Raw genomic sequence first — 22,756 nt, forward strand, 5'->3', positions numbered from 1 at the left:
CAGGGTATTTTCATGAAACAAATCACCTTCGCTTCCCGCAACCACCAGCTCACCAACATCAACATCTGGACGCCAGACAGCCAGTGGCTTGTCTATGATGTCCGCCCGTCCGGCGCGTCGTTTACCGGTAAAACCATTGAGCGGGTCAATGTCATTACGGGCGAGGTTGAGGTGATCTACCGTGCGACTGACGGCGCGCATGTCGGCGTGGTGACCGTTCATCCGGCGCAGGACAAATATGTTTTTATCCACGGCCCGAAAAACCCGGATGCAGACTGGCAGTATGATTTTCACCATCGTCAGGGAGTGATTGCGCACAACGGCCAGGTGAGCAATCTTGATGCGATGGATATCACCGCGCCTTACACGGCGGGGGCGCTGCGTGGCGGCGGCCACGTTCACGTTTTTAGCCCGAACGGGCAGTTCGTCAGCTTTACCTACAACGACCATGTACTGCACGCGCGCGATCCGCAGCTGGATTTGCGTAACGTCGGGGTGGCGGCGCCTTTTGGTCCGGTAAATCCACAGGGGAACCATCCGCGGGAATATGCTGGCACCTTCTGGAGCGTGCTGGTAAGCCGGACAACGCCGAACCCGCAACCGGGCAGCGATGAGATCAACCGCGCCTATGAAGAGGGCTGGGTGGACAACGACAGGCTGGCGTTTATCGGCGATACGGTGTCTGCGAAAGGCGAGAAAGTGCCCGAACTGTTTATTGTGGACCTTCCCAAGGACGAGCAGGGCTGGAAACGGGCGGGCGATGCGCCGTTGCAGGGGACGCCGGATACAATGCCCGCGCCGCCTGCGGGCGTCATGCAACGCCGCCTTACCTTCACCCATCAGAAGGCGTATCCGGGGCTGGTGAACGTGCCGCGCCACTGGGTGCGCAGCAATCCACAGGGGACGCAGATTGCGTTTTTAATGCGGGACGATAACGGCATTGTGCAGCTGTGGCTTATCTCCCCTGAAGGCGGTGAGCCGCGTCAGTTGACACACGCTGAGAGCGATATTCAGTCGGCCTTTAACTGGCATCCTTCCGGCAACGGGCTGGGATTTGTGCTTGCAGGCCGCATTGCCTGCTGCGATGCGCAGACCGGAGAGGTGACGTTTTTGACGTCCGATCATGGCAACCCGCCGTCTGCTGACGCTGTGGTGTTTTCCCCGGACGGACGTTTTATTGCGTGGATGGAAGAGAAGGACGGTTTCCGCCAGCTGTGGCTAACGGAAACCGCACAGAATTAGCGCGGGGTCATCTCTGCGGGTGGGATGACGGAGTTAGTCGCCAGCGTCTCCTGCTCGCTTTTCTCAACGCGCGAACGCACTGAGCTGTCGGTGCGGAACATATCCCACGGCAGCAGAAGCGTATCGGCAACCGCCGTAAACGGCATATCAAGAATCGCCAGAGATTTGGTACCCCAGTTTGTCTCATCATCAGAGATCATGGCGGCACTGGCGCGCGTCCCCGGATATGTTCCTTCTTTACCGCCGGTGTGCGACATCACGCTCGAACACCCGCAAAGTAAAACAACCCCGCTGAACGTCGCCAGCTTAATCAGAACATTTCTCATCATCACTCAGTCATCATTAGTAGCACGGCATTGACCTGCAACTCAGGGTTATAGCGAGGCGCGTCCAAAATGGATAGCTCAAAACTCCCGCACTGTGGTCGCCATCGCAATTTAACCCTTTGTGCTGTGCCCCTGAGTCTATGCGACAACCAGCAAAGTGCAAAAAAATCTCACATCAACAGGCTTGAAAAGGCCGTATCCAGACCCATTTTAAGAATGTAACCCGATAACGGACACGCCTGATGGGTGTTCGGGGAAGCAGAAGCCTGTCCATGGTGGAAGGCTACATTTTCTCGCTGATTCCAGGAGTTTTTATCTATGCGTAATTTCGATCTCTCTCCGCTATACCGTTCTGCCATTGGTTTTGATCGTCTGTTCAACCACTTAGAAAACAACCAGAGCCAGAGCAACGGCTATCCTCCTTACAACGTTGAATTGGTTGACGAAAACCACTATCGCATTGCGATTGCTGTCGCCGGTTTCGCAGAGAGCGAACTGGAGATCACCGCGCAGGACAATCTGCTGGTGGTGAAAGGCTCCCATGCGGGCGAGCAGAAAGAACGAACCTACCTCTACCAGGGCATCGCAGAGCGCAACTTTGAACGCAAGTTCCAGCTGGCTGAAAACATCCACGTCAAGGGCGCGAACCTGGTGAACGGCCTGCTGTTTATCGAGCTGGAACGTGTGATTCCGGAAGAGAAAAAACCGCGTCGTATCGAAATCAATTAATTAAGCGGGTCGCGGCTGCGGCCCACCTGAAATTGCTTGCCGTAAAGGGAGCATATGCGAATCCGTAAGGGTTTGCAGGTACAACTGCGCACAAAAATAAACTGTGCCGAACTCGCTTCTCAGAAGGAGATTTAGTATGCGTAACTATGATTTTTCCCCCCTGCTGCGTCAGTGGATCGGTTTTGACAAACTGGCTAACGCGCTGCAAAGCGCAACCGAACAGCAGACGTTTCCGCCGTACAACATCGAAAAAAGCGATGATAACCACTACCGCATCACGCTTGCGCTGGCCGGGTTCCGTCAGGAAGATCTCGACATCCAGCTTGAGGGTACGCGCCTGACCGTTAAAGGGTCACCGGAAAAACCTGACACCGAGACCAAATGGTTGCATCAGGGGCTTGTCACTCAGCCGTTTAGCCTGAGCTTTACCCTGGCAGACCATATGGAAGTTTCTGGCGCGACGTTCACTAACGGGCTGCTGAATATTGACCTCACCCGTAACGTGCCGGAAGCTATCGCGCCGCAGCGCATCGCCATTAGCGACAGGCCGGCGTTAAACAGTTAACAAACCCGCCGAAACTGTAGGTCGGGTTAGGCGCAGCCGCCACCCGACAACGCTCACAGACCGCACAAGGCCCTGCCCCGGCAGGGCTTTTTTGTGCGCCATCGCCCATACAACCGCCGCCAGCTCTGAGAGAATCCTTGATATAACTAAGGTTATGCACAGGATGTGGAACATGAGTGATATCGCGTTAACCGTCAGCGTGTTGGCCCTTGTCGCGGTAGTGGGGCTATGGCTGGGGAATATCAAAATCCGCGGCGTCGGGTTTGGGATTGGCGGAGTGCTTTTCGGCGGGATTTTTGTCGGCCATTTTGCCGACCAGCTTGGGTGGGTGCTCAGCGCCGATATGCTGCATTTCATCCAGGAGTTCGGCCTGATCCTCTTTGTGTATACCATCGGTATTCAGGTGGGGCCGGGCTTCTTCGCTTCCCTGCGCGTCTCCGGTTTACGCCTTAATCTCTTTGCCTTCGGCATCGTCGTGATGGGTGGGCTGGTCACCGCCATTCTGCACAAACTCTTCGCTATTCCGCTGCCCGTCGTGCTGGGCATCTTCTCCGGCGCCGTAACCAACACGCCCGCGCTCGGGGCGGGCCAGCAAATTCTGCGCGATCTGGGTATCCCTGCTGATGTCGTCGATCAGATGGGGATGAGCTACGCCATGGCCTATCCGTTTGGCATTTGCGGTATTTTGCTCTCCATGTGGCTGGTGCGCGTGCTGTTCCGCATTAACGTCGAGCAGGAGGCGAAAGAGCATGAAAGCACGCTGACCAACGGCCATGCGCTTATTAAAACCATCAACATTCGCGTCGAAAACCCCAACCTGAATAATATGGCGATACAGGATGTCCCCATTCTGAACAGCGCGACCATTATCTGTTCACGCCTGAAACGTGACGACACGCTGATGGTGCCTTCACCTGACACACTCATTCAGCACGGCGATCTCCTGCATCTGGTAGGGCAACCGGCGGATTTAAACAATGCCCGGCTGGTGATTGGTCAGGAGGTGGATACCTCGCTCTCAACCCGTGGAACGGACATGCGCGTGGAGCGCGTGGTAGTGACCAATGAGAAGGTCCTGGGCAAGAAAATACGCGATTTGCAGGTTAAAGAGCGTTATGACGTGGTGATCTCCCGGCTTAACCGCGCCGGTGTCGAGCTGGTGGCCAGCCAGGATGCCAGCCTGCAATTCGGTGATATTCTCAACCTCGTCGGGCGTCCTTCATCTATTGATGCCGTAGCGAACATGGTGGGCAACGCCCAGCAAAAACTCCAGCAGGTGCAGATGCTGCCGGTCTTTATCGGCGTCGGGCTTGGCGTCATGCTTGGCTCCATCCCCCTGTACGTGCCCGGCTTCCCGGTAGCACTGAAGCTGGGGCTGGCAGGCGGGCCGCTCATTATGGCGCTGATCCTCGGGCGTATCGGCTCCATCGGTAAGCTCTACTGGTTTATGCCGCCGAGCGCTAACCTGGCGCTGCGGGAGTTGGGCATCGTGCTGTTTCTGGCGGTGGTGGGACTGAAATCCGGCGGCGATTTTGTCGATACCCTGGTTAACGGCGAAGGGATGAGCTGGGTAGGCTACGGCATATTCATTACCGCCATCCCGCTGATAACGGTCGGATTACTGGCGCGTATGTTCGCTAAAATGAACTATCTCACGCTGTGCGGCATGCTGGCCGGTTCCATGACCGATCCGCCCGCGCTGGCGTTCGCCAATAACCTGCACGCCACCAGCGGCGCGGCGGCGTTGTCCTACGCCACGGTCTATCCGCTGGTGATGTTTTTGCGCATTATCACCCCGCAACTACTGGCGGTGCTGTTCTGGGGGATGGGCTAATAAGTCTTCCGGGTGGATACGCCGCAGATGGTAGTCCACCTGGTAATCGCTGGTGTTCCGGAACATCACGGAATAATTGAGGAACTCGCCGCTGTCGCTGTAGGAAAGAGAGGTGATGCGCAGCAGCGGCGTCTGTTCCGGCAGATTCATATAACCGGCCAGCTGTTTATCTGCCAGCACTGGCGTCAGGCTCTCGTAGTTGCCGCTGATGGTGATCCCGCACTCCTTCTCGATGTAATCAAACTTAGACCCTTCGAGATGCGCCAGGGAAAGATTGCGGAACAGCTTCACCGGCATAAAGCTGTCCTCCAGCATCAGCGGTTTTCCGTCCACGTAACGCACCCGCCTTGAAAAATAGATCCGCTCATCAACCTGAATCCGCAACTGGCTGGCGATGGCGGGCGGCGCGGGCATCACTTCAAACTGCAACACCTTGCTCTGCACTTCTTTCCCCTGCTGGCGCAGTACCTCCACCAGCCCGGTCAGGTTAGTCGTTTCATGATGAACGTCTTTGCGCGCCACGAACGTCCCGCTGCCGTGTCGACGTTCAACCTGCCCCCAGCTTACCAGCAGATCCAGCGCCTTGCGGATGGTCATCCGGGCTACGCCAAACTCCTTTGCCAGCGCTTTTTCGCCGGGTAACGGGCTGCCAATGTTGTAGTCCGACGAATTGAGCCGTAGCCGCAATCTGTCGGCAATAGATTTGTAGATCACCTGTAGACCTCTGCTCGCCCGTTATGGCGTGGATTACGTCTTAACTTGTCCATATTTGCTATAAAAAGTAGACCTGATTGGTCAAATTAAAACCATGAATGCGATCACGAATCGCAGCGGCACGCCATGTTCCCGCATCAGTAACTTCTTATGCTCACCTCAGGCCAGTAAAAAATCATAAAGGCCTCTACCCCTACAGGTTGTTTCATGAGGATTTAAAAATGCTCAGTCAAATACAACGTTTTGGCGGCGCCATGTTCACCCCGGTTTTACTGTTTCCCTTTGCCGGGATCGTGGTCGGGATCGCCATCATGCTTCGCAACCCGCTGTTTGTCGGCGAAGCTTTAACGGCCCCCGATCATCTGTTCGCGCAGATTGTTCACATCATCGAAGAGGGCGGCTGGGCGGTGTTCCGCAATATGCCGCTGATTTTTGCTGTCGGCTTACCGATTGGCCTGGCAAAGCAGGCGCAGGGCCGCGCCTGTCTGGCGGTGCTGATTAGCTTTCTGACCTGGAACTACTTTATCAACGCGATGGGGATGACCTGGGGTCACTTCTTTGGCGTCGACTTCTCTGCTGAACCCACTGCTGGCAGCGGGCTGGCGATGATTGCCGGAATCAAAACGCTTGATACCAGCATCATCGGGGCGATTATCATTTCCGGGCTCGTCACCGCTATCCACAACCGATTTTTCGACAAGCCGTTGCCAGTCTTCCTGGGGATTTTCCAGGGCACCTCGTTTGTCGTTATCCTCGCGTTCTTCGTGATGATCCCCTGCGCCTGGCTGACGTTGCTGGGCTGGCCGAAAGTGCAGATGGGCATTGAGTCCCTGCAGGCGTTCCTGCGCTCTGCCGGTGCGCTCGGCGTATGGGTCTATACCTTCCTGGAACGCATTCTGATCCCAACCGGATTGCACCACTTTGTCTACGGCCCGTTTATCTTCGGCCCGGCGGCGGTAGAGGGCGGCATTCAGGTCTACTGGGCGCAGCACCTGCAGGAATTCAGCCAGAGCACTGTGCCGCTAAAAACACTGTTCCCTGAAGGCGGCTTCGCCCTGCACGGCAATTCGAAAGTGTTTGGCTCGGTCGGGATTGCGCTGGCGATCTGGTACACCGCGTCGCCGGAAAACCGCGTCAAGGTTGCGGGGCTGCTGGTTCCGGCCACGCTTACCGCCGTGCTGGTGGGTATTACCGAACCGCTGGAGTTCACCTTCCTGTTTATCTCGCCGTTGCTGTTTGCTATCCACGCCGTGCTGGCCGCAACGATGGCGACGGTGATGTATACCTTCGGGGTGGTGGGGAACATGGGGGGCGGTCTGCTGGACCAGTTCCTGCCGCAAAACTGGATCCCGATGTTCCATAACCACGCCTCGACGGTATTCACCCAGATTGGCATCGGCCTCTGCTTCACCGCTCTCTATTTCGTGGTCTTCAGGACGCTTATCGAACGTCTGAATCTAAAAACGCCGGGCCGGGAAGAGAGCGAAATCAAGCTCTACAGCAAGGCCGACTATAAGGCGGCGCGTGGGCAAACCACCGCCCCGGCAGCAGCCAGCCAGCAGGTCGGACAGGCCGCTGGGTTCTTACAGGCGCTCGGCGGCGCAGCAAATATCGAAAGTATCAATAACTGCGCCACCCGCCTGCGTATCGCCCTAGTGGATATGACGAAAACCCAAAGCGACGACGTCTTCAAAGCCCTGGGCGCACACGGTGTGGTGCGACGCGGCAACGGCATTCAGGTGATTGTCGGTCTGCACGTTCCTCAGGTGCGCGACCAGCTGGAATCGCTGATGAAAACCCCTTTAACAAACGAACAAACCACTCTGACAGAGGCTATATCATGAAAAAATTCTCAGTTGTTATTGCAGGCGGCGGCAGTACATTCACGCCTGGTATCGTCCTGATGCTGTTAGCCAACCGTGACCGTTTCCCGCTGCGTGCGCTGAAGTTCTATGACAATGACGGAGCACGTCAGGAGGTTATCGCGGAGGCGTGCAAAATCATCCTCAGGGAGCAGGCGCCTGAGATTGAATTTAGTTACACCACCGATCCGAAAGCAGCCTTTACCGATGTGGATTTCGTGATGGCGCATATTCGCGTGGGCAAATACCCGATGCGTGAAAAAGATGAAAAAATCCCGCTGCGCCACGGCGTGCTGGGCCAGGAAACGTGCGGGCCGGGCGGCATCTCCTACGGCATGCGCTCCATCGGCGGCGTGCTTGAGCTGGTAGATTATATGGAACAGTACTCCCCGAACGCGTGGATGCTGAACTACTCCAACCCGGCGGCGATTGTCGCGGAAGCCACGCGCCGCCTGCGTCCGAACGCGAAAATCCTCAACATCTGCGACATGCCGATCGGCATTGAAGGCCGTATGGCGCAAATCGTCGGCCTGAAAGACCGCAAAGAGATGCGCGTGCGCTACTACGGTCTGAACCACTTCGGCTGGTGGACGTCGATTGAAGATCTGAACGGAAACGATCTGATGCCGAAACTGCGCGAATACGTGGCGAAAAACGGTTATGTTCCACCTTCGGAAGATGCGCATACTGAAGCGAGCTGGAACGATACCTTCGCCAAGGCCAAAGACGTACAGGCGCTGGATCCGGACACCATGCCGAACACCTACCTGAAGTATTACCTGTTCCCGGACTATGTGGTCGCCCATTCCAACCCGGAGCGTACCCGCGCCAATGAAGTGATGGATCACCGTGAGAAGCATGTATTCAGTTCATGCCGGGCGATTATCGAAGCCGGTCATTCTTCTGCCGGTGAACTGGAAATCGACGAACATGCATCGTACATCGTCGATCTGGCGACCGCGATTGCCTTTAACACCCAGGAACGCATGTTGCTGATTGTGCCTAACAATGGGGCTATCCATAATTTTGACGCCGACGCGATGGTAGAAATTCCGTGTCTGGTCGGCCACAACGGACCGGAGCCGCTGACCGTGGGTGATATTCCTCACTTCCAGAAAGGGCTCATGAGCCAGCAGGTGGCGGTGGAAAAACTGGTGGTGGACGCCTGGGAGCAGCGCTCGTATCAGAAACTCTGGCAGGCGATTACCCTGTCGAAAACCGTACCGAGCGCATCGGTGGCGAAGGCGATTCTGGACGATCTGATTGAAGCTAATAAGGATTACTGGCCAGAGCTGCACTAATCTTTCTGACCGGCATCGCCAGATGCCGGTCTCCTTGTCCTGGCTGAATTACGCTATGCTGAAGCCTGCATGCTGCACGACAAGGAACCTTCATGAACATTTCCCGCCTCGGTGAAGCGCCGGACTACCGCTTCTCACTGGCTAACGAACGCACGTTCTTAGCGTGGATCCGCACCGCCCTGGGCTTTCTGGCCGCAGGCGTCGGCCTTGATCAGCTCGCCCCCGATTTTGCCACTCCGTTGATTCGCGAAGTGCTGGCCCTGCTGCTGTGCCTGATTGCCGGCGTGCTGGCGATTTATGGCTATCTGCGCTGGCTGAGAAATGAAAAGGCGATGCGTCTGAAGCAGGATCTCCCCTACACGCGCGGTTTGATCATCATCAGTACGATTTTGCTGATGGTTGCGGGCGTAGTGATGTTACTGGTGCTGTATGCCGGATAGCCGCAAAGCGCGGCGGGAAGCGGACCCCGGGCTTCAGCCGGAGCGAACCTCGCTGGCCTGGCTGCGCACGCTGCTTGGGTATGGTGCGTTGATCGCGCTTGCCATTAAGCACAACTGGCACCGCACGGGGGCGCCATTCTGGATCTCCATTGTTGTGCTGGCGCTGGTAGCCATCATTTTATGGCGCTACACCCGCAGCCGTAACCTGATGGACGTGGCGCAGAGCGACTTTGTACAGCCGAAGGCGGTGCGGGATAAGTTCCTTATCGCCCTGGCCGTGCTGTCGCTGTCACTGCTGTTTGCGGTCACCCACATTCAGCAAATTTTGCACCTGTAGGCCGGGTAAGGCGCAGCCGCCACCCGGCATATTTACTTCCCTTTCGCTAAATATTTCGCCATCTCGTCTTCCGGCACCATGCCGCCGCCGGTCGCCCAGACCAGGTGTGTAGTGTTAGCATTCGCCATTATGCGTACCGGCCCGGCCATCCCCGCCAGCGCCGACGGCTCCAGACGAATGCCTTCTTCCTGCGCCAGCCAGCCGAGCAGGTCGTACATGCTTTGATCGGAGAGGGTATAGAACCCGTCAAGCAGACGCTCCATCGCGCGGCCCACGAAGCCAGACGCGCGACCTACCGCCAGACCGTCCGCCGCCGTCACGTTATCAATACCCAGATCCTGCACCGCGATTTCATCGTGCAGCCCGGTGTAAACGCCCAGCAGCATGCACGGGGAGTGCGTGGGCTCGGCGAAGAAACAGTGGACGTTATCGCCAAAGGCCAGCTTCAGGCCAAACGCCACGCCGCCGGGGCCGCCGCCGACGCCGCACGGCAGATAAACGTTCAACGGATGTTCAGCGTCCACCGCGCGCCCCTGCGCGGCAAACTGCGCTTTCAGGCGCTCACCTGCAACCGCGTAGCCCAGGAACAGCGTGCGTGAGTTCTCATCGTCAATAAAGAAACAGTTTGGATCGCTTTCCGCCGCTTTGCGCCCTTGCTCCACCGCCACGCCATAATCCTGCTCATATTCCACGACGATCACGCCGTGGCTGCGCAGTTTGGCTTTCTTCCACTCGCGGGCGTCGGCGGACATATGCACCGTGACCTTAAAGCCGATGCGCGCGCTCATAATGCCGATGGACATCCCCAGGTTGCCGGTTGAACCCACCGCGATGCTGTACTGGCTGAAGAAGGCTTTAAAGCGTGTCTCCAGCAGGATGCTGTAATCGTCATCCAGCTTGAGTAAACCAGAGGCCAGCGCCAGTTTTTCCGCATGGGCCAGCACCTCATAGATACCGCCGCGCGCTTTAATGGAGCCGGAAATCGGCAGATGGCTGTCTTTTTTCAGCAGCAGCGTGCCGGGGATCGTTGTGCCAAACTCCTGTTCCAGACGCGTTTTCATCGCCGGGATCGCGACCAGTTCGGATTCGATAATCCCGCCCGTTGCCGCCGTTTCCGGGAAGGCTTTCGCCAGATACGGCGCGAAGCGTTTCAGGCGCGCATGCGCGTCGTCCACGTCGGCTTTGGTCAGCCCGACATATGGCAACCCTTCCGCCAGCGTCGTGGTGTTCGGATTAAGCCAGGTGATCTCTTTCAGGGCAATCAAATCCGCCAGCAGCGGAAACCGGTCAATGAGGCCGGTCAGGTCAGTCGTTTTCATAATCTGTCTCAGAATTTAGTTCGTTTTGACTCTACACCAATTGTGAAAAAGCATGCTAAATACAGAGTAAAGCATTTGATTATTTGCAAGGGGCGTCGTGTTAAAGCCGTTAATTGTCACCGTGTTAGCGCTCGCTTCCGGCTGGGCCTGTGCCGCTGAGCCACCCCTGACGGCTGCCCGTTACGCGCAGATGCTGGGCGTCGGAATGGATGTCGACTGGGCCCGCACCGAGCGCGGTATACGCGAATTCGACCCGTTGGTGGTCCGTGATTTCCAGGCGAAAGGCATACATCATGTCCGTATTCGGGTGGCGGGCGAACCGACGGAAGCGCGGCTGATTCACCTGCGTAAGCTGGTGGAGGCCTGCGAGCAATACGGCGTCATCCTCATCATCGCCTATCAGGCCGATGAATATAAAAACGATCCGAAAGCGGATACCGAAAAAGCGGTGATCAACTGGTGGATTGCCGTGGCGCACTATTTTGGTCAGCGCTCGCCGTTGCTGGGGTTTGACCTGATCTACGAACCGGCGGACAAGCTCAACCACAACGTTGCTTCGCTCAACCGGGTGTATGAGAAAGCGATCAAAGACATTCACGCCATTGATGCCAGCCGCATGATTTTTATCGCCCCTCGTCTGCGCGCCGCGCCGGAGGATTTATCCAGCCTGAAGCTGCCCGCACACAGCCAGAATTACCTGCTGGCGGAATGGCATATTTTCCCCTGGGGTCCGCTGAAAACGAACGGCAAATACCCGTGGACGTCCGGAACCGCGGCTGAGAAAGCGGCTATCCGTAACCGAATCAATGCCGCGCTGCATTGGCAGCAAAAAACCGGGCACGTTAGCTGGGTCGGGGGCTGGGGCGTGGGGGAGTCAAACCACCTCACGCCAACCGCTTCGCAAATGGCCTTCGCCAACTTTATGGCCTGCGAGCTGCAAAAGGCGAAAATCCCGTATGCGCTTAACGCGGACTTCCAGTTTTACGACGGGGAAGAGGGCGCCTGGCGGCCTGCGCCAGAGCCGTTATTACAGGCGATGATTGCGCCCGTGTGTGAAAAGCCCGGCGAGAAGCCGGGCCATCATGCGGTTAAACCGGCTGTTCGTGATGCGGGACGCGCGACGCCAGCGGCAGCCAGCACAGCAAAATCAGCAGCCCCATCAGGGTCATCAGCAGGCCCAAACTCGCCTGCCCGGTCTGCGGCATCATAGCCGAAAGCCAGGCCAGCGCGCCGGAACCGATATTCTGTAAACCGCCGACCAGCGCGCCTGCCGTGCCCGCGAGGAACGGGAACGGCTCCATTGCGCCGCTGGTGGCGAGCGGGAACAGCATGCCCGCGCCGAAGAAGAACAGCGCCGCCGGGATGAGCAACGTCCAGACCGACATCACGTCAAACAGCCCCGGGATCCACATCATCAGCCCGGCCAGTAGACAGCTGATCACCGACTGCCACATCAGCGTAGAGAAGCGTTTGTTCGGACGTCCGGCGAACCATGCGCCGAAGAACGCCGCCGGGATCGGCAGAATAAACAAAATGCTCACCACCATGCTGCTCAGGCCAAGGCCTGCGCCCAGCAGCACGCCGGAACAGGCTTCAAACACCGCAATGCCCGCCAGGCCGCCGATTAGCATCAACAGATAACAGGTAAACGACCCATTACCGAACAGCGTTTTGTAGCTGGCGATGAGCTTCGTGCGCGGCGCGTCCTGCGGACGTGTTTCCGGCATCCAGCGCGCCATGCTGAAGGTGACAATAATGCACAGCACCAGCAGGAAGGCGTAACAGGCGCGCCAGGACCAGACGGTGTCCAGCAGACCCCCAATTAGCGGGGCGAGCAGCGGACTGACCAGAATGCCCATATTTAACAGACTGTTGGCGTGGCGAAGTTGGGTGCCCTGGTACATATCACGCGGCAGGGTACGCGCCATGACCCCGCCGACGCCGGTGCCCACGCCCTGGAGGGCGCTGGCGGCAATCAGGATGGTCAGGCTGTGCGTAGTAATGGCAATCACCGTCGCCACCATGAAAATGCTCATGCCCACCAGAATGACCGGACGACGCCCGACGCGATCGGACAGGGGACCATAAACCAGCTGTGAAACGCCATAGGTCAGCAGATAGGCTGCCATCACGCTCTGGACTGCACCTTCGCGGACGCTCAGATCTTTTGCCATATCGGCAATCGCCGGAATGTAGATGGTTTGCGCCATCTGCCCGACGGCCACCAGTAACACCAGCATCAACAATAAGTTCACGTTCCGTTGCTTTTTCATGTCGCTGAATACTTTTGCCAAAAGAGATAAATAAAGAATAAGTGACTACGCATTCCCATAAATGCGCGAGGAATCTACCACAGAGAGATGACAATTTAAGCATTACTGTGATGAATGACAGAAGGCGTGAAGGCAGGATTTGTAAACAAGATCGGCAACTAATGTTGCCAGCGAATTACGCCAGGCGCAGCAGGACCGCACCGGCTGCAATACCCAGCGCCGCCGCGATGCGCAGGCCCACAACCTTCTCTTTTAAAAGCACAAATGCGATGAATGCGCCGAAGAGAATAGAGGTTTCACGTAGTGCGGCGACCACCGCCAGCGGCGCCTGGGTCATCGCCCAGAGTGCCAGACCGTAAGATCCCATCGTCCCGACGCCGCCGAGCAGCCCTTTTTTCCAGTGCAAGCGCAGATAGGCTGACGCTTCGCGGCGGCGGGCTACCATCGCCCAGCTCAGCAGGCAGAAGCCGTTCATGAAGAAGGTCCAGAGCGTGTAGCCCAGCGCCGAGTCTGATAACCGCACGCCGGTGCCGTCCACCAGCGTATACCCGGCGATAAAACAGGCGTTCAGCAGCGCCAGCCAGATCCCCTTGCGCGACTGCATGCGGCCATTCATCGCCATGGCCAGAATTGACAGGCAAATGACGCCGATACCGGACCAGGCAAGCCAGGAGAGGTGGTCGCCAAGCGCCAGCACACTGATCAGCGCCACCAGCAGCGGGGCGGTACCGCGCATCAGCGGATAGGTCTGGCTCATGTCGGAGACCTGATAGGTTTTTGCCACCAGTACCGTATACACCACCTGTAACGCGCAGGAGACGAACAAATAAGGCCAGCTTGCAGCCGTCGGCTGGGGAGAGAAAGGCAGTAAAATCAGCGCAATAAGCGCGGCTGAACCGCTGACCCCGATCGCCGAGTAGAGCTTGTCCGTTCCGGCTTTAACGATGGCGTTCCAGCTGGCATGTAGCAGTGCGGCGAACAGTAAAATGCAGAAAACGGTGATGGACATGGCGGATCGGTTGGTGAAATGTCATCCAACTGTAACATTCCCCCGTCGAGGCTGCCAGCCGCTTACACTGCGCAAAAAAGGCGGTGCGTCACCCGGGGCTCGTCTGACACCAGCCTGAAGCCCGCCCGATGATAAAATCCGTACGCGGTTTCCGGCGCATGGGTATTAAGAAAATCAAACCAGATGCTGGCATCCGCCATCACCACGGTCAAAAGTTGTTTTCCAATCCCCAGCCCACGGCACTTTTCGCTGACGTAGAGATGACGAATACGTCCGGCGCGCGGCTGCTGGCTGAATGGGTCGCGATTTAGACCGCACACGCCCACCAGCCTGCCGTTAAGAAACGCCCCCAGCAGCTTTTCACCCGGCGCGTTAAAGCGATTCTCACCGCGCTGCCAGTTCTCTTCCAGCCTGCGCAGCATATTGAAATTTAACGCGATACTCTCGGCCTTCAGGGCGATATAGCCCGGTTCATCAGGCGTAACAGGCTCAATTAACAGACGCGACATAGCATTCCCTCGTTATTAAAGAGGGGCGGTTGCCCGCCCCTCTCAGGTGCGACTTGAACCTGAATCACTTAACGTATTTCAGGACAGCATCAAGCAGTTGCAATACAGCAACAATGAGTTTGAGGACAAGTATGACCATATCCACGACGCTCATACGCGTCTCCTTTTGGTTAAAAGGAGCACGATGCTGGCGTACCTTTCCGCCGCCTGTGGCCAGCACCTGGATTGACGTAACACAGTGTGCTCACTTCAGGGGTTAAGGCACTGACGGCACCACCCGTTTCAGCCAGGACTTCGTTGCGCCGGTAAACTGCGGCCCCCTCGCTCACTGCGAACACCCTCAGTATAGATAAATACTGTATACATGAACAGTATTTTATGGACAAATTTTGGAAGGCGATCCATACTCAAAAACGTCAAAATCCGTGCCGGAATTGCGCGTTCGTCTTCGATCGCGTATACTTTTCGCGTTGACGTAACACAGTGTGTTCTGCGGCAACCAACCGCAAAACCCTGATAAAAACCTCGCTTAGGCGGGGTTTTTTGTTTTCTGGTCTGCCCATAAAAAGGCTGCTATAAAAGCGAGGTTTCTGCTATTTAGCTATTTAGCTTCGTTGTGAACGGGATAGCATCGCTTATGCAACTCTTTTTATAGAAATAGGTATTAGACTCATTTTGCAATGATTAAACTAAAAGTGTGTGAACTAATATAAACCGCTAATGCCCTTCAAGTAATTAAGTTGTTTCGTATATAACCTTAATAAATAAAATCGTACTGACTTATTATTTATGTGAATGTTTATGTAAAGCAATTTTACTGGTTTGAATTTCTGGACTTTTCAATGTATATTCCTATAGCCGCAATAATTGTGTGGATACATTATGCAAGCATCTGATTATTTAAAGATGAAGTTCCAGAGTGACAGGCAGTTGGCTATTTATGGACAGCAAGGTGTTGCAGGAACATGGAGAGCATTAAAGGGGATCGGCTCTGATATTTACTCAGGAATTGAGCGTGTAAGTTGGTACTCATCATGCTTAATCCCCAGCTATCACGATGTATGTGACGAGCTTCTCTCAGAAGAAAAGAGAATGTACCTCTCAATTCTCTCGCTTTACCGTTATCGCGATGTAATAGCACACATGCTCTATCTTTATTTTGAACGTGTTATTTCCGATTCAGAAAATGGGAATGAACACAATCGCGTTCGTAAGATAGATTCAAAAGTAACAGGGCTTGTTAATAACATACCGACCAGCAAGGCCGCGCGTTTAGCAATAGCATGGGGTCTGGCCAAATCCCTTTCCGAATCAGGCCTGCTATCTGAAATCGTCGTCGAACGGCTTGCACGCCGCGTACCTAACGTTGTCATGGCACTTCAATTGATTGGAACGGAACAGAAGTGCGCTCTTGCTGCTCGTCGCCTGAAAACATTGGACCCTAAGTATTACGCCACCCTCTATGCCGCACAACTGGAGATGCTTTACTACTTTTTTGAGCCTTTCCTGTCTGAACTCATTAAGAAGGTGCAGTTGGGATTCTATAAGGATTTCGATGCAATTTATAAAGACTTAAAGGGCAAGGAGCATGTTTAAGAGTCTGTTATCAATTCTATTTACGGATATTTTATTTCCTGTTTATATTTTTGCGTGCGCCTCCTTGTTCCTGTGGTTGGTGCCTGACCGCTGGGTATTACTAACATTCATTTCTATCATTGTATTTATTATTGTTCATCCGATAATTTTCGGCCACCTTGATAAGTACGATTAAATCATATAAAAAGGATTTTTTATGTCAAACCCAGCTTATTTTTTTTTAACAGATGAAAATGGTTCTCCCATGGTTGGCCCTTGCCTTGTGTCAGGGCGTGAAGGTGCAATTGAACTCAAATCGTTCACTCATAATGTCAACATTCCAGTCGACGGAAATACCGGGAAATTAACGGGCACGCGCATACACATGCCCGTCATGTTTCAGAAGGAATTTGATCGTGTAACCCCGATTTTATTTCGGGCGCTGAGTACGGGAAGAATGCTCAAGTCAGCCACTATTAAGATGTATCAGATTAATGAGGCGGGTTTAGAACAGGAATATTTTAATATCCTTCTGGAGAATGTGAAAATAACCTCAATAACACCAGACCTGTATCCCGGCGCAAACACCGGAACACACCTTGAAACGGTTCTTATACGCTACGAGAAAATCACCTGGAAGCATTGTGACGGCAATGTCATCTATAGTGATGCCTGGAATGAGCGAGCAACGTACTGAAACGTGATCCCTGACGCATTTTTGCGCAGTTGAAAATATTTCCATTGTCACATCCGAAAACCTGTGTTTGTATAAATTCTATCAATGATTCCAAACACAGGTCCCCAATGACTTCATCCATCTTCACCTCGACCCTACTAAAAACTGCGCAACCTGCCGCAGTGGTCGTCGTGCGTGTGGTGGTGGTCGTCGGCAATGCGCCGTAGGGACTGGATCAACACACGAATCCAAAACCCCGCCGGCGCAAACCGGGCGGGGTTTTTCGTTTAGGACCCCTCCCGGATACGCTAAGTAGTTCGGGTTGCAGGAAGGCGGCAAGTGAGCGAATCCCCAGGAGCGTACATAGGTACGTGACTGGGGTGAGGGAACGCAGCCAACGCATCTGCAACCTGAACTACGACGCGTAAAGCTGGCTCAGAAGAAAAGGACTGGAGCATGGCAAGTTCGGGCACAACATCCACAAAAACGCGTTTCACCGGCGCGCAGCTGATTGTTCATTTACTGGAACGACAAGGCATCACCACCGTTGCGGGCATCCCGGGTGGGACCGTGCTGCCGCTGTATGATGCGTTAAGCCAAAGCACACAGATCCGCCACGTGCTGGCGCGCCACGAGCAGGGCGCAGGCTTTATCGCTCAGGGCATGGCGCGTACCCAGGGTAAACCGGCGGTCTGTATGGCCTGCAGCGGGCCGGGCGCCACTAACCTGGTGACCGCCATCGCCGATGCGCGCCTCGACTCCATTCCGCTGATCTGCATTACCGGCCAGGTGCCGTCCTCGATGATCGGTACCGATGCGTTCCAGGAAGTGGATACCTACGGTATCTCTATCCCCATCACCAAACATAACTATTTAGTTCGCGATATCAGCGAGCTGCCTCAGGTGATCAGCGATGCGTTTCGCATTGCCCAGTCTGGCCGCCCGGGTCCGGTGTGGATAGACATTCCTAAGGATGTCCAGACCGCAGAAATTGAGATCGACGTCCTGCCCGAGCCGGGCAAGCGTGCCCCGGCGCCGGAATTCAGCGTTGAGAGCGTGCGCGATGCCGCCGCCATGATTAACGCGGCCAAACGCCCGGTGCTCTATCTGGGCGGCGGGGCGATCAACGCCGCGGATGAAATCCGTCAGTTCGCTGAAAAAGCCAGCCTGCCTACCACCATGACCCTGATGGCGCTCGGCATGCTGCCAAAAGCGCACCCATTGTCTTTAGGGATGCTGGGCATGCACGGCGCGCGCAGCACCAACTACATCCTGCAAGAGGCGGATTTGCTGATTGTTATGGGGGCGCGTTTTGATGACCGGGCGATCGGCAAAACCGAGGAGTTCTGCCCGAACGCCAAAATCATTCACGTGGATATCGACCGCGCCGAGCTGGGTAAAATCAAGCAGCCGCACGTGGCGATTCAGGGCGACGTGGCCGAGGTGCTGGCACAGCTGATCCCACAGACGGAGGCAAACGACCGCGCCGACTGGCGCCAGCTGGTGGCCGATCTGCAACGCGAGTTCCCGGGCGCTGTCCCAACCGAGGGCGACCCGCTGAGCCACTATGGTCTTATCAACGCCGTTGCCGCCTGCGTGGATGACAGCGCGATTATCACCACCGACGTCGGCCAGCATCAGATGTGGACCGCCCAGGCGTATCCGCTTAACCGCCCGCGCCAGTGTCTGACCTCCGGCGGCCTTGGCACCATGGGCTTCGGCCTGCCAGCAGCGGTTGGCGCGGCGCTCGCCAACCCGGACCGTAAGGTGATCTGCTTCTCCGGTGACGGCAGCCTGATGATGAACATTCAGGAGATGGCCACCGCAGCCGAAAATCAGTTAGACGTCAAAATCATTCTGATGAACAACGAGGCGCTGGGCCTGGTACACCAGCAGCAGAGCCTGTTCTATAAGCAGGGCGTGTTTGCGGCGACCTATCCGGGGATGATCAACTTCATGCAGATTGCCGCTGGTTTTGGCCTGCACACCTGCGATCTGAACGCCGAAGAAGATGCCCACGCGGCGTTGCAGGATGCGATTTCTCGTCCGGGCCCGGCGCTGATCCACGTGCGTATCGACCCTGAACAAAAAGTGTATCCGATGGTGCCGCCGGGTGCGGCAAATACTGAGATGGTGGGAGAATAAACCATGCAGAAACAATATGATAACGTCATTCTGGAACTCACCGTCCGCAACCACCCTGGCGTCATGACCCACGTCTGCGGGCTGTTTGCCCGACGGGCGTTTAACGTGGAAGGCATTCTCTGTCTGCCGATTCAGGGCAGCGAGCACAGCCGCATCTGGCTACTGGTGAACGACGACCAGCGTCTGGAGCAGATGATGGCGCAGATCGACAAGCTGGAAGATGTCACCAAAGTGGCACGCAACCAGTCCGATCCCACCATGTTTAACAAAATTGCGGTGTTTTTCGAGTAAATCACTTAAGGTAAAAGGCTTTTGCCGGATGGCGCTGCGCTTATCCAGCCTGCAAGGACGTTACACGTAGGCCGGATAAGGCGTTTACGCCGCCATCCGGCGTGTTCACGCATCAGGATCAAACCATGACCACCATCGCCCTTATCGACGACCACCTTATCGTCCGCTCCGGCTTTGCCCAGCTTTTAAACCTCGAACCGGATTTTCAGGTCGTGGCCGAGTTTGGCTCCGGTCGCGAGGCGCTGGCGGGCCTGCCGGGACGCGGGGTGCAGGTCTGTATCTGCGACATCTCAATGCCGGATCTCTCCGGGCTGGAGCTGTTAAGCCAGCTGCCGAAAGGGATGGCGACCATTATGCTCTCCGTCCACGACAGCCCGGCGCTGGTCGAGCAGGCGCTCAACGCGGGCGCGCGCGGCTTCCTCTCTAAACGCTGTAGCCCCGACGAGCTGATTGCCGCCGTGCGCACCGTCTCCACCGGCGGCTGCTACCTGACGCCGGATATCGCCATCAAGCTGGCGGCGGGACGGCAGGATCCGCTCACCAGACGCGAGCGTCAGGTGGCAGAGAAACTTGCCCAGGGCATGTCGGTAAAAGAGATTGCCGCGGAGCTGGATCTGTCCCCGAAAACCGTGCATGTTCATCGCGCCAACCTGATGGAAAAACTCAACGTCAGTAACGATGTCGAGCTGGCGCGCCGTATGTTTGACAGCTGGCAATGAGTCCCGTTTTTTCACGGCTGATCGCCGTCGTCGCCAGCTTTTTTATCTTCTCCGCCGCATGGTTCTGCCTGTGGAGCATCAGCCTGCATCTGGTGGAACGCCCGGAGCTGGCGGTGCTGCTTTTCCCCTTTGGCCTGCGTCTGGGACTGATGCTTCAGTGCCCGCGCGGATACTGGCCCGTTTTGCTCGGTGCAGAGTGGCTGATGCTGATCTGGCTGGCGCAGGAAGTGGCGCTGGCGCATCTGCCTTTATTGATGACCGGAAGCCTGCTCACGCTTATCCCGGTCGCCCTGATTTCCCGCTACCGTCACCAGCGCGACTGGCGCACGCTGCTGCGTCAGGGGGCGGCGCTGATTGCCGCCGCGCTGTTGCAGTCCCTGCCGTGGGTGGGCGAAAAGGAGGTGCTCAACGCCCTGCTGCTGACCCTCACCGGCGGCCTGACGCTGGCACCGACCTGCCTGGTTTTCTGGCATTACCTTACCAGCACCGTCTGGCAGCCGCTCGGCCCGGCGCTGGTCTCCCAGCCGGTGAACTGGCGCGCCCGGCACCTGATCTGGTATCTGCTGCTGTTTGTGGTGAGCCTGTGGCTCCAGCTTGGTCTCCCCGCTGAATTATCACGCTTTACGCCGTTTTGTCTGGCGCTGCCGATCATCGCCCTCGCCTGGCACTACGGCTGGCAGGGGGCGCTGATCGCGACCCTAATGAACGCCATCGCGCTGATCGCCAGCCAGACCTGGCACGATCATCCGGTAGATCTGCTGCTCTCGCTGCTGGCCCAGAGCCTGACCGGGCTGCTGCTGGGGGCGGGCATCCAGCGCCTGCGCGAGCTGAACCAGTCTCTGCAAGCCGAGCTGGCGCGCAATCGCCGTCTGGCGGAGCGTCTGCTGGAGACGGAAGAGAGCGTGCGCCAGGAGGTTGCCCGCGAGCTGCACGATGACATCGGCCAGACCATCACTGCCATCCGCACCCAGGCGGGCATTGTCCAGCGCCTGGCGGCAGAAAACGCGGGTGTGAAGCAGGGCGGGGCGCATATCGAACAGCTTTCGCTGGGTGTCTATGACTCCGTTCGCCGCCTGTTAGGGCGGCTGCGCCCGCGCCAGCTTGACGATCTGTCCCTGGAGCAGGCGGTGCGTTCCCTGATGCGCGAGATGGAGCTGGAAAGCCGCGGGATAGTCAGCCATCTCGACTGGCGCATCAATGAAGCTATCCTGAGCGAAGGTCAGCGCGTGACGCTGTTCCGCGTCTGTCAGGAGGGGCTGAACAACATCGTCAAACACGCCAGTGCCAGCGCGGTCACGATCCAGGGCTGGCAGCAGGACGAGCGCCTGATGCTGGTGATTGAAGACGACGGCTGCGGCCTGCCGCCGGGATCCGGCCAACAGGGCTTTGGCCTGGCGGGCATGCGCGAGCGCGTGAAGGCGCTCGGCGGCACGCTGACGATCTCCTGCACCCACGGGACGCGCGTCAGCGTCAGTTTGCCGTTAAGGACGCACCATGTTTAAAACCCCCGCCAGCGCCGCCCCGTTAGGCAACAAAGCGGAAATCGACGCCCGCTACCGCTACTGGCGACGTCATATCCTGGTCACTATCTGGCTCGGCTACGCGCTGTTCTACTTCACCCGCAAAAGCTTCAACGCCGCCGCGCCGGAGATCCTCGCCAGCGGCGTGATGGCGCGCACCGACATCGGCCTGTTGGCGACGCTGTTTTACATCACCTACGGTCTGTCGAAGTTCTTCTCCGGCATCGTCAGCGACCGCTCCAATGCGCGCTATTTCATGGGCGTTGGGCTGATCGCCACCGGCGTGGTGAACATCCTGTTTGGCTTCTCCACCTCGCTCTGGGCCTTCGCCCTGCTGTGGGCGCTGAACGCCTTCTTCCAGGGCTGGGGCGCGCCGGTCTGCGCCCGCCTGCTCACCGCCTGGTACTCACGCAACGAGCGCGGCGGCTGGTGGGCGATATGGAATACCGCGCATAACGTCGGCGGGGCGCTGATCCCGATGGTGGTGGGGGCTGCCGCGCTGCACTACGGCTGGCGTGCGGGGATGATGATTGCCGGTGGCCTGGCAATTATCGCCGGGCTGTTCCTCTGCTGGCGCCTGCGCGACAGGCCGCAAACCGTCGGCCTTCCACCGGTGGGCGACTGGCGGCACGACGAGATGGAGATCGCCCAGCAGCAGGAGGGGGCCGGGCTGTCCCGCCAGCAGATCCTCACCAAATACGTACTGAAAAACCCCTACATTTGGCTGCTGTCGCTCTGCTACGTGCTGGTCTACGTGGTGCGCGCGGCCATCAACGACTGGGGCAACCTGTACATGTCCGAGACGCTCGGTGTGGATCTGGTGACCGCCAACTCGGCAGTGACCATGTTTGAACTGGGCGGGTTTATCGGCGCGCTGGTGGCGGGCTGGGGCTCGGACAAGCTCTTCAACGGCAACCGCGGGCCTATGAACCTGATCTTCGCCGCCGGAATTTTGCTCTCCGTTGGCTCGCTGTGGCTGATGCCGTTCGCCAGCTACGTGATGCAGGCGGCGTGCTTCTTCACCATCGGTTTTTTCGTCTTTGGCCCGCAGATGCTGATCGGCATGGCGGCGGCAGAGTGCTCCCACAAAGAGGCGGCAGGCGCGGCGACGGGCTTTGTCGGGCTGTTTGCCTACCTTGGCGCATCGCTCTCCGGCTGGCCGCTGGCGCGGGTGATCGACATCTGGCACTGGAGCGGGTTCTTCGCGGTGATCGCTATCGCGGCGGGCATCTCCGCCCTGCTGTTGCTGCCGTTTTTGCACGCGCAGGCACCGCGCGAAGCGTGACGCGCCTCACCTTTTGCTGCCGAGTCGCGCAAAACTAAGAAATTTTCCCGGTTTCACCTGGACGCTGTCTCAGGCATCTCTCCTG

Annotated in this window: 23 protein-coding genes, 1 pseudogene and 1 other annotated feature; of the genes and pseudogenes, 17 read left to right on the top strand and 7 right to left on the bottom strand. The window is 57.0% G+C overall.

All coding sequences use genetic code 11. The features are described from left to right. Nucleotides 1-12: 12 nt before the first annotated feature. Nucleotides 13-1,242 (top strand): DUF3748 domain-containing protein, encoded by a 1,230-nt coding sequence (locus L3069_RS00075; RefSeq protein ID WP_074133607.1) that lies wholly within the window; start codon nt 13-15, stop codon nt 1,240-1,242. On the opposite strand, the gene L3069_RS00080 is transcribed toward L3069_RS00075, so the two are convergent. Beyond that, the gene (locus L3069_RS00080) at nt 1,239-1,571 is read right to left on the bottom strand and encodes a YceK/YidQ family lipoprotein (RefSeq protein ID WP_032622035.1); all 333 of its coding nucleotides are present in this window, start codon (nt 1,569-1,571) and stop codon (nt 1,239-1,241) included. The genes L3069_RS00075 and L3069_RS00080 overlap by 4 nt on opposite strands. A 247-nt stretch (nt 1,572-1,818) precedes the next feature. Beyond that, nucleotides 1,819-1,893: a sequence feature (ROSE (Repression Of Heat Shock gene Expression) occurs in the 5'-region of heat shock genes and acts as an RNA thermometer to modulate expression.), on the top strand. On the opposite strand from L3069_RS00080, the gene ibpA reads away from it, so the two are divergent. The 3 genes from ibpA (at nt 1,887) to L3069_RS00095 (ending at nt 4,696) form a co-directional block, all read left to right on the top strand. Then, nucleotides 1,887-2,297 carry a small heat shock chaperone IbpA gene (ibpA, locus tag L3069_RS00085; RefSeq protein WP_003861094.1) on the top strand — a complete coding sequence of 137 codons (411 nt, stop codon included), beginning with the start codon at nt 1,887-1,889 and terminating at the stop codon, nt 2,295-2,297. Its footprint overlaps the feature before it by 7 nt. 136 nt (nt 2,298-2,433) lie before the next feature. Next, entirely contained in the window at nt 2,434-2,862 is a 429-nt protein-coding gene (gene ibpB, locus L3069_RS00090; protein WP_022646539.1) for a small heat shock chaperone IbpB, read from the top strand. Between the two features lie 172 nt (nt 2,863-3,034). Continuing rightward, the gene (locus L3069_RS00095) at nt 3,035-4,696 is read left to right on the top strand and encodes a putative transporter (RefSeq protein ID WP_022646540.1); all 1,662 of its coding nucleotides are present in this window, start codon (nt 3,035-3,037) and stop codon (nt 4,694-4,696) included. On the opposite strand, the gene L3069_RS00100 is transcribed toward L3069_RS00095, so the two are convergent. Continuing rightward, a complete protein-coding gene (locus L3069_RS00100; protein ID WP_038414983.1) occupies nt 4,664-5,410 on the bottom strand; it encodes a GntR family transcriptional regulator in 747 nt (248 codons plus the stop codon). The two genes, L3069_RS00095 and L3069_RS00100, sit on opposite strands and share 33 nt — an antisense overlap. Nucleotides 5,411-5,631: 221 nt before the next feature. Here L3069_RS00100 and L3069_RS00105 point away from each other — a divergent pair, with 221 nt between their 5' ends. From L3069_RS00105 to L3069_RS00120, 4 genes are all read left to right on the top strand, one after another. Continuing rightward, on the top strand, nt 5,632-7,254 hold the full coding sequence (locus L3069_RS00105) for an alpha-glucoside-specific PTS transporter subunit IIBC (protein WP_022646542.1): 1,623 nt from the start codon (nt 5,632-5,634) through the stop codon (nt 7,252-7,254). Then, nucleotides 7,251-8,573, top strand: coding sequence for a 6-phospho-alpha-glucosidase (locus L3069_RS00110; protein ID WP_038414984.1), 1,323 nt, complete (start codon nt 7,251-7,253; stop codon nt 8,571-8,573). The genes L3069_RS00105 and L3069_RS00110 overlap by 4 nt, the downstream gene beginning before the upstream one ends. Before the next feature lie 92 nt (nt 8,574-8,665). Continuing rightward, nucleotides 8,666-9,013, top strand: coding sequence for a YidH family protein (locus tag L3069_RS00115; protein WP_022646544.1), 348 nt, complete (start codon nt 8,666-8,668; stop codon nt 9,011-9,013). Continuing rightward, complete coding sequence (locus L3069_RS00120; protein WP_022646545.1) at nt 9,003-9,350, top strand: DUF202 domain-containing protein; 348 nt, start codon at nt 9,003-9,005, stop codon at nt 9,348-9,350. Before L3069_RS00115 ends, L3069_RS00120 begins: the two co-directional genes overlap by 11 nt. Before the next feature lie 32 nt (nt 9,351-9,382). Here L3069_RS00120 and dsdA read toward each other — a convergent pair whose 3' ends face one another. Beyond that, nucleotides 9,383-10,669: a D-serine ammonia-lyase gene (gene dsdA / locus L3069_RS00125; protein WP_038414985.1), complete on the bottom strand. Its 1,287-nt coding sequence runs from the start codon at nt 10,667-10,669 to the stop codon at nt 9,383-9,385. Nucleotides 10,670-10,766: 97 nt separating this feature from the next. On the opposite strand from dsdA, the pseudogene L3069_RS00130 reads away from it, so the two are divergent. Beyond that, a pseudogene (locus tag L3069_RS00130) lies at nt 10,767-11,852 on the top strand (cellulase family glycosylhydrolase); the annotation flags it as partial. Here L3069_RS00130 and emrD read toward each other — a convergent pair. From emrD to tisB, 4 genes are all read right to left on the bottom strand, one after another. After that, a complete protein-coding gene (emrD, locus tag L3069_RS00135; RefSeq protein ID WP_023298963.1) occupies nt 11,758-12,942 on the bottom strand; it encodes a multidrug efflux MFS transporter EmrD in 1,185 nt (394 codons plus the stop codon). The pseudogene L3069_RS00130 and the gene emrD sit on opposite strands and share 95 nt — an antisense overlap. 175 nt (nt 12,943-13,117) lie before the next feature. Next, nucleotides 13,118-13,951: a DMT family transporter gene (locus L3069_RS00140; protein ID WP_023305144.1), complete on the bottom strand. Its 834-nt coding sequence runs from the start codon at nt 13,949-13,951 to the stop codon at nt 13,118-13,120. A 62-nt stretch (nt 13,952-14,013) separates the two neighbouring features. Then, a complete protein-coding gene (locus L3069_RS00145; protein WP_023298965.1) occupies nt 14,014-14,460 on the bottom strand; it encodes a GNAT family N-acetyltransferase in 447 nt (148 codons plus the stop codon). Nucleotides 14,461-14,524: 64 nt separating this feature from the next. Further along, nucleotides 14,525-14,614 (bottom strand): type I toxin-antitoxin system toxin TisB, encoded by a 90-nt coding sequence (gene tisB, locus L3069_RS00150; RefSeq protein ID WP_022646551.1) that lies wholly within the window; start codon nt 14,612-14,614, stop codon nt 14,525-14,527. A 728-nt stretch (nt 14,615-15,342) separates the two neighbouring features. Between tisB and L3069_RS00155 the strand changes: the two genes are divergently transcribed. The 8 genes from L3069_RS00155 (at nt 15,343) to L3069_RS00190 (ending at nt 22,671) form a co-directional block, all read left to right on the top strand. Next, the gene (locus tag L3069_RS00155; RefSeq protein ID WP_038414986.1) at nt 15,343-16,056 is read left to right on the top strand and encodes a hypothetical protein; all 714 of its coding nucleotides are present in this window, start codon (nt 15,343-15,345) and stop codon (nt 16,054-16,056) included. 196 nt (nt 16,057-16,252) lie between these two features. Further along, on the top strand, nt 16,253-16,732 hold the full coding sequence (locus L3069_RS00160; RefSeq protein WP_126509600.1) for a type VI secretion system tube protein TssD: 480 nt from the start codon (nt 16,253-16,255) through the stop codon (nt 16,730-16,732). 107 nt (nt 16,733-16,839) lie between these two features. Next, nucleotides 16,840-16,938: an ilvB operon leader peptide IvbL gene (ivbL, locus tag L3069_RS00165; RefSeq protein WP_057979964.1), complete on the top strand. Its 99-nt coding sequence runs from the start codon at nt 16,840-16,842 to the stop codon at nt 16,936-16,938. A 229-nt stretch (nt 16,939-17,167) separates the two neighbouring features. Further along, complete coding sequence (gene ilvB / locus L3069_RS00170; protein WP_100167746.1) at nt 17,168-18,856, top strand: acetolactate synthase large subunit; 1,689 nt, start codon at nt 17,168-17,170, stop codon at nt 18,854-18,856. A gap of 3 nt (nt 18,857-18,859) precedes the next feature. After that, entirely contained in the window at nt 18,860-19,147 is a 288-nt protein-coding gene (gene ilvN, locus L3069_RS00175) for an acetolactate synthase small subunit (protein WP_038414990.1), read from the top strand. Between the two features lie 125 nt (nt 19,148-19,272). Further along, nucleotides 19,273-19,866 carry a transcriptional regulator UhpA gene (gene uhpA, locus L3069_RS00180; RefSeq protein ID WP_022646555.1) on the top strand — a complete coding sequence of 198 codons (594 nt, stop codon included), beginning with the start codon at nt 19,273-19,275 and terminating at the stop codon, nt 19,864-19,866. Then, nucleotides 19,863-21,368 (top strand): signal transduction histidine-protein kinase/phosphatase UhpB, encoded by a 1,506-nt coding sequence (uhpB, locus tag L3069_RS00185; RefSeq protein ID WP_038414991.1) that lies wholly within the window; start codon nt 19,863-19,865, stop codon nt 21,366-21,368. Before uhpA ends, uhpB begins: the two co-directional genes overlap by 4 nt. Then, nucleotides 21,361-22,671, top strand: coding sequence for an MFS transporter (locus tag L3069_RS00190; RefSeq protein WP_038414992.1), 1,311 nt, complete (start codon nt 21,361-21,363; stop codon nt 22,669-22,671). The genes uhpB and L3069_RS00190 overlap by 8 nt, the downstream gene beginning before the upstream one ends. Nucleotides 22,672-22,756 lie beyond the last annotated feature (85 nt).

The sequence above is a fragment of the Enterobacter cloacae complex sp. ECL411 genome (genome assembly GCF_021869665.1).
GTDB classification, from domain to species: Bacteria; Pseudomonadota; Gammaproteobacteria; order Enterobacterales; family Enterobacteriaceae; genus Enterobacter; species Enterobacter intestinihominis.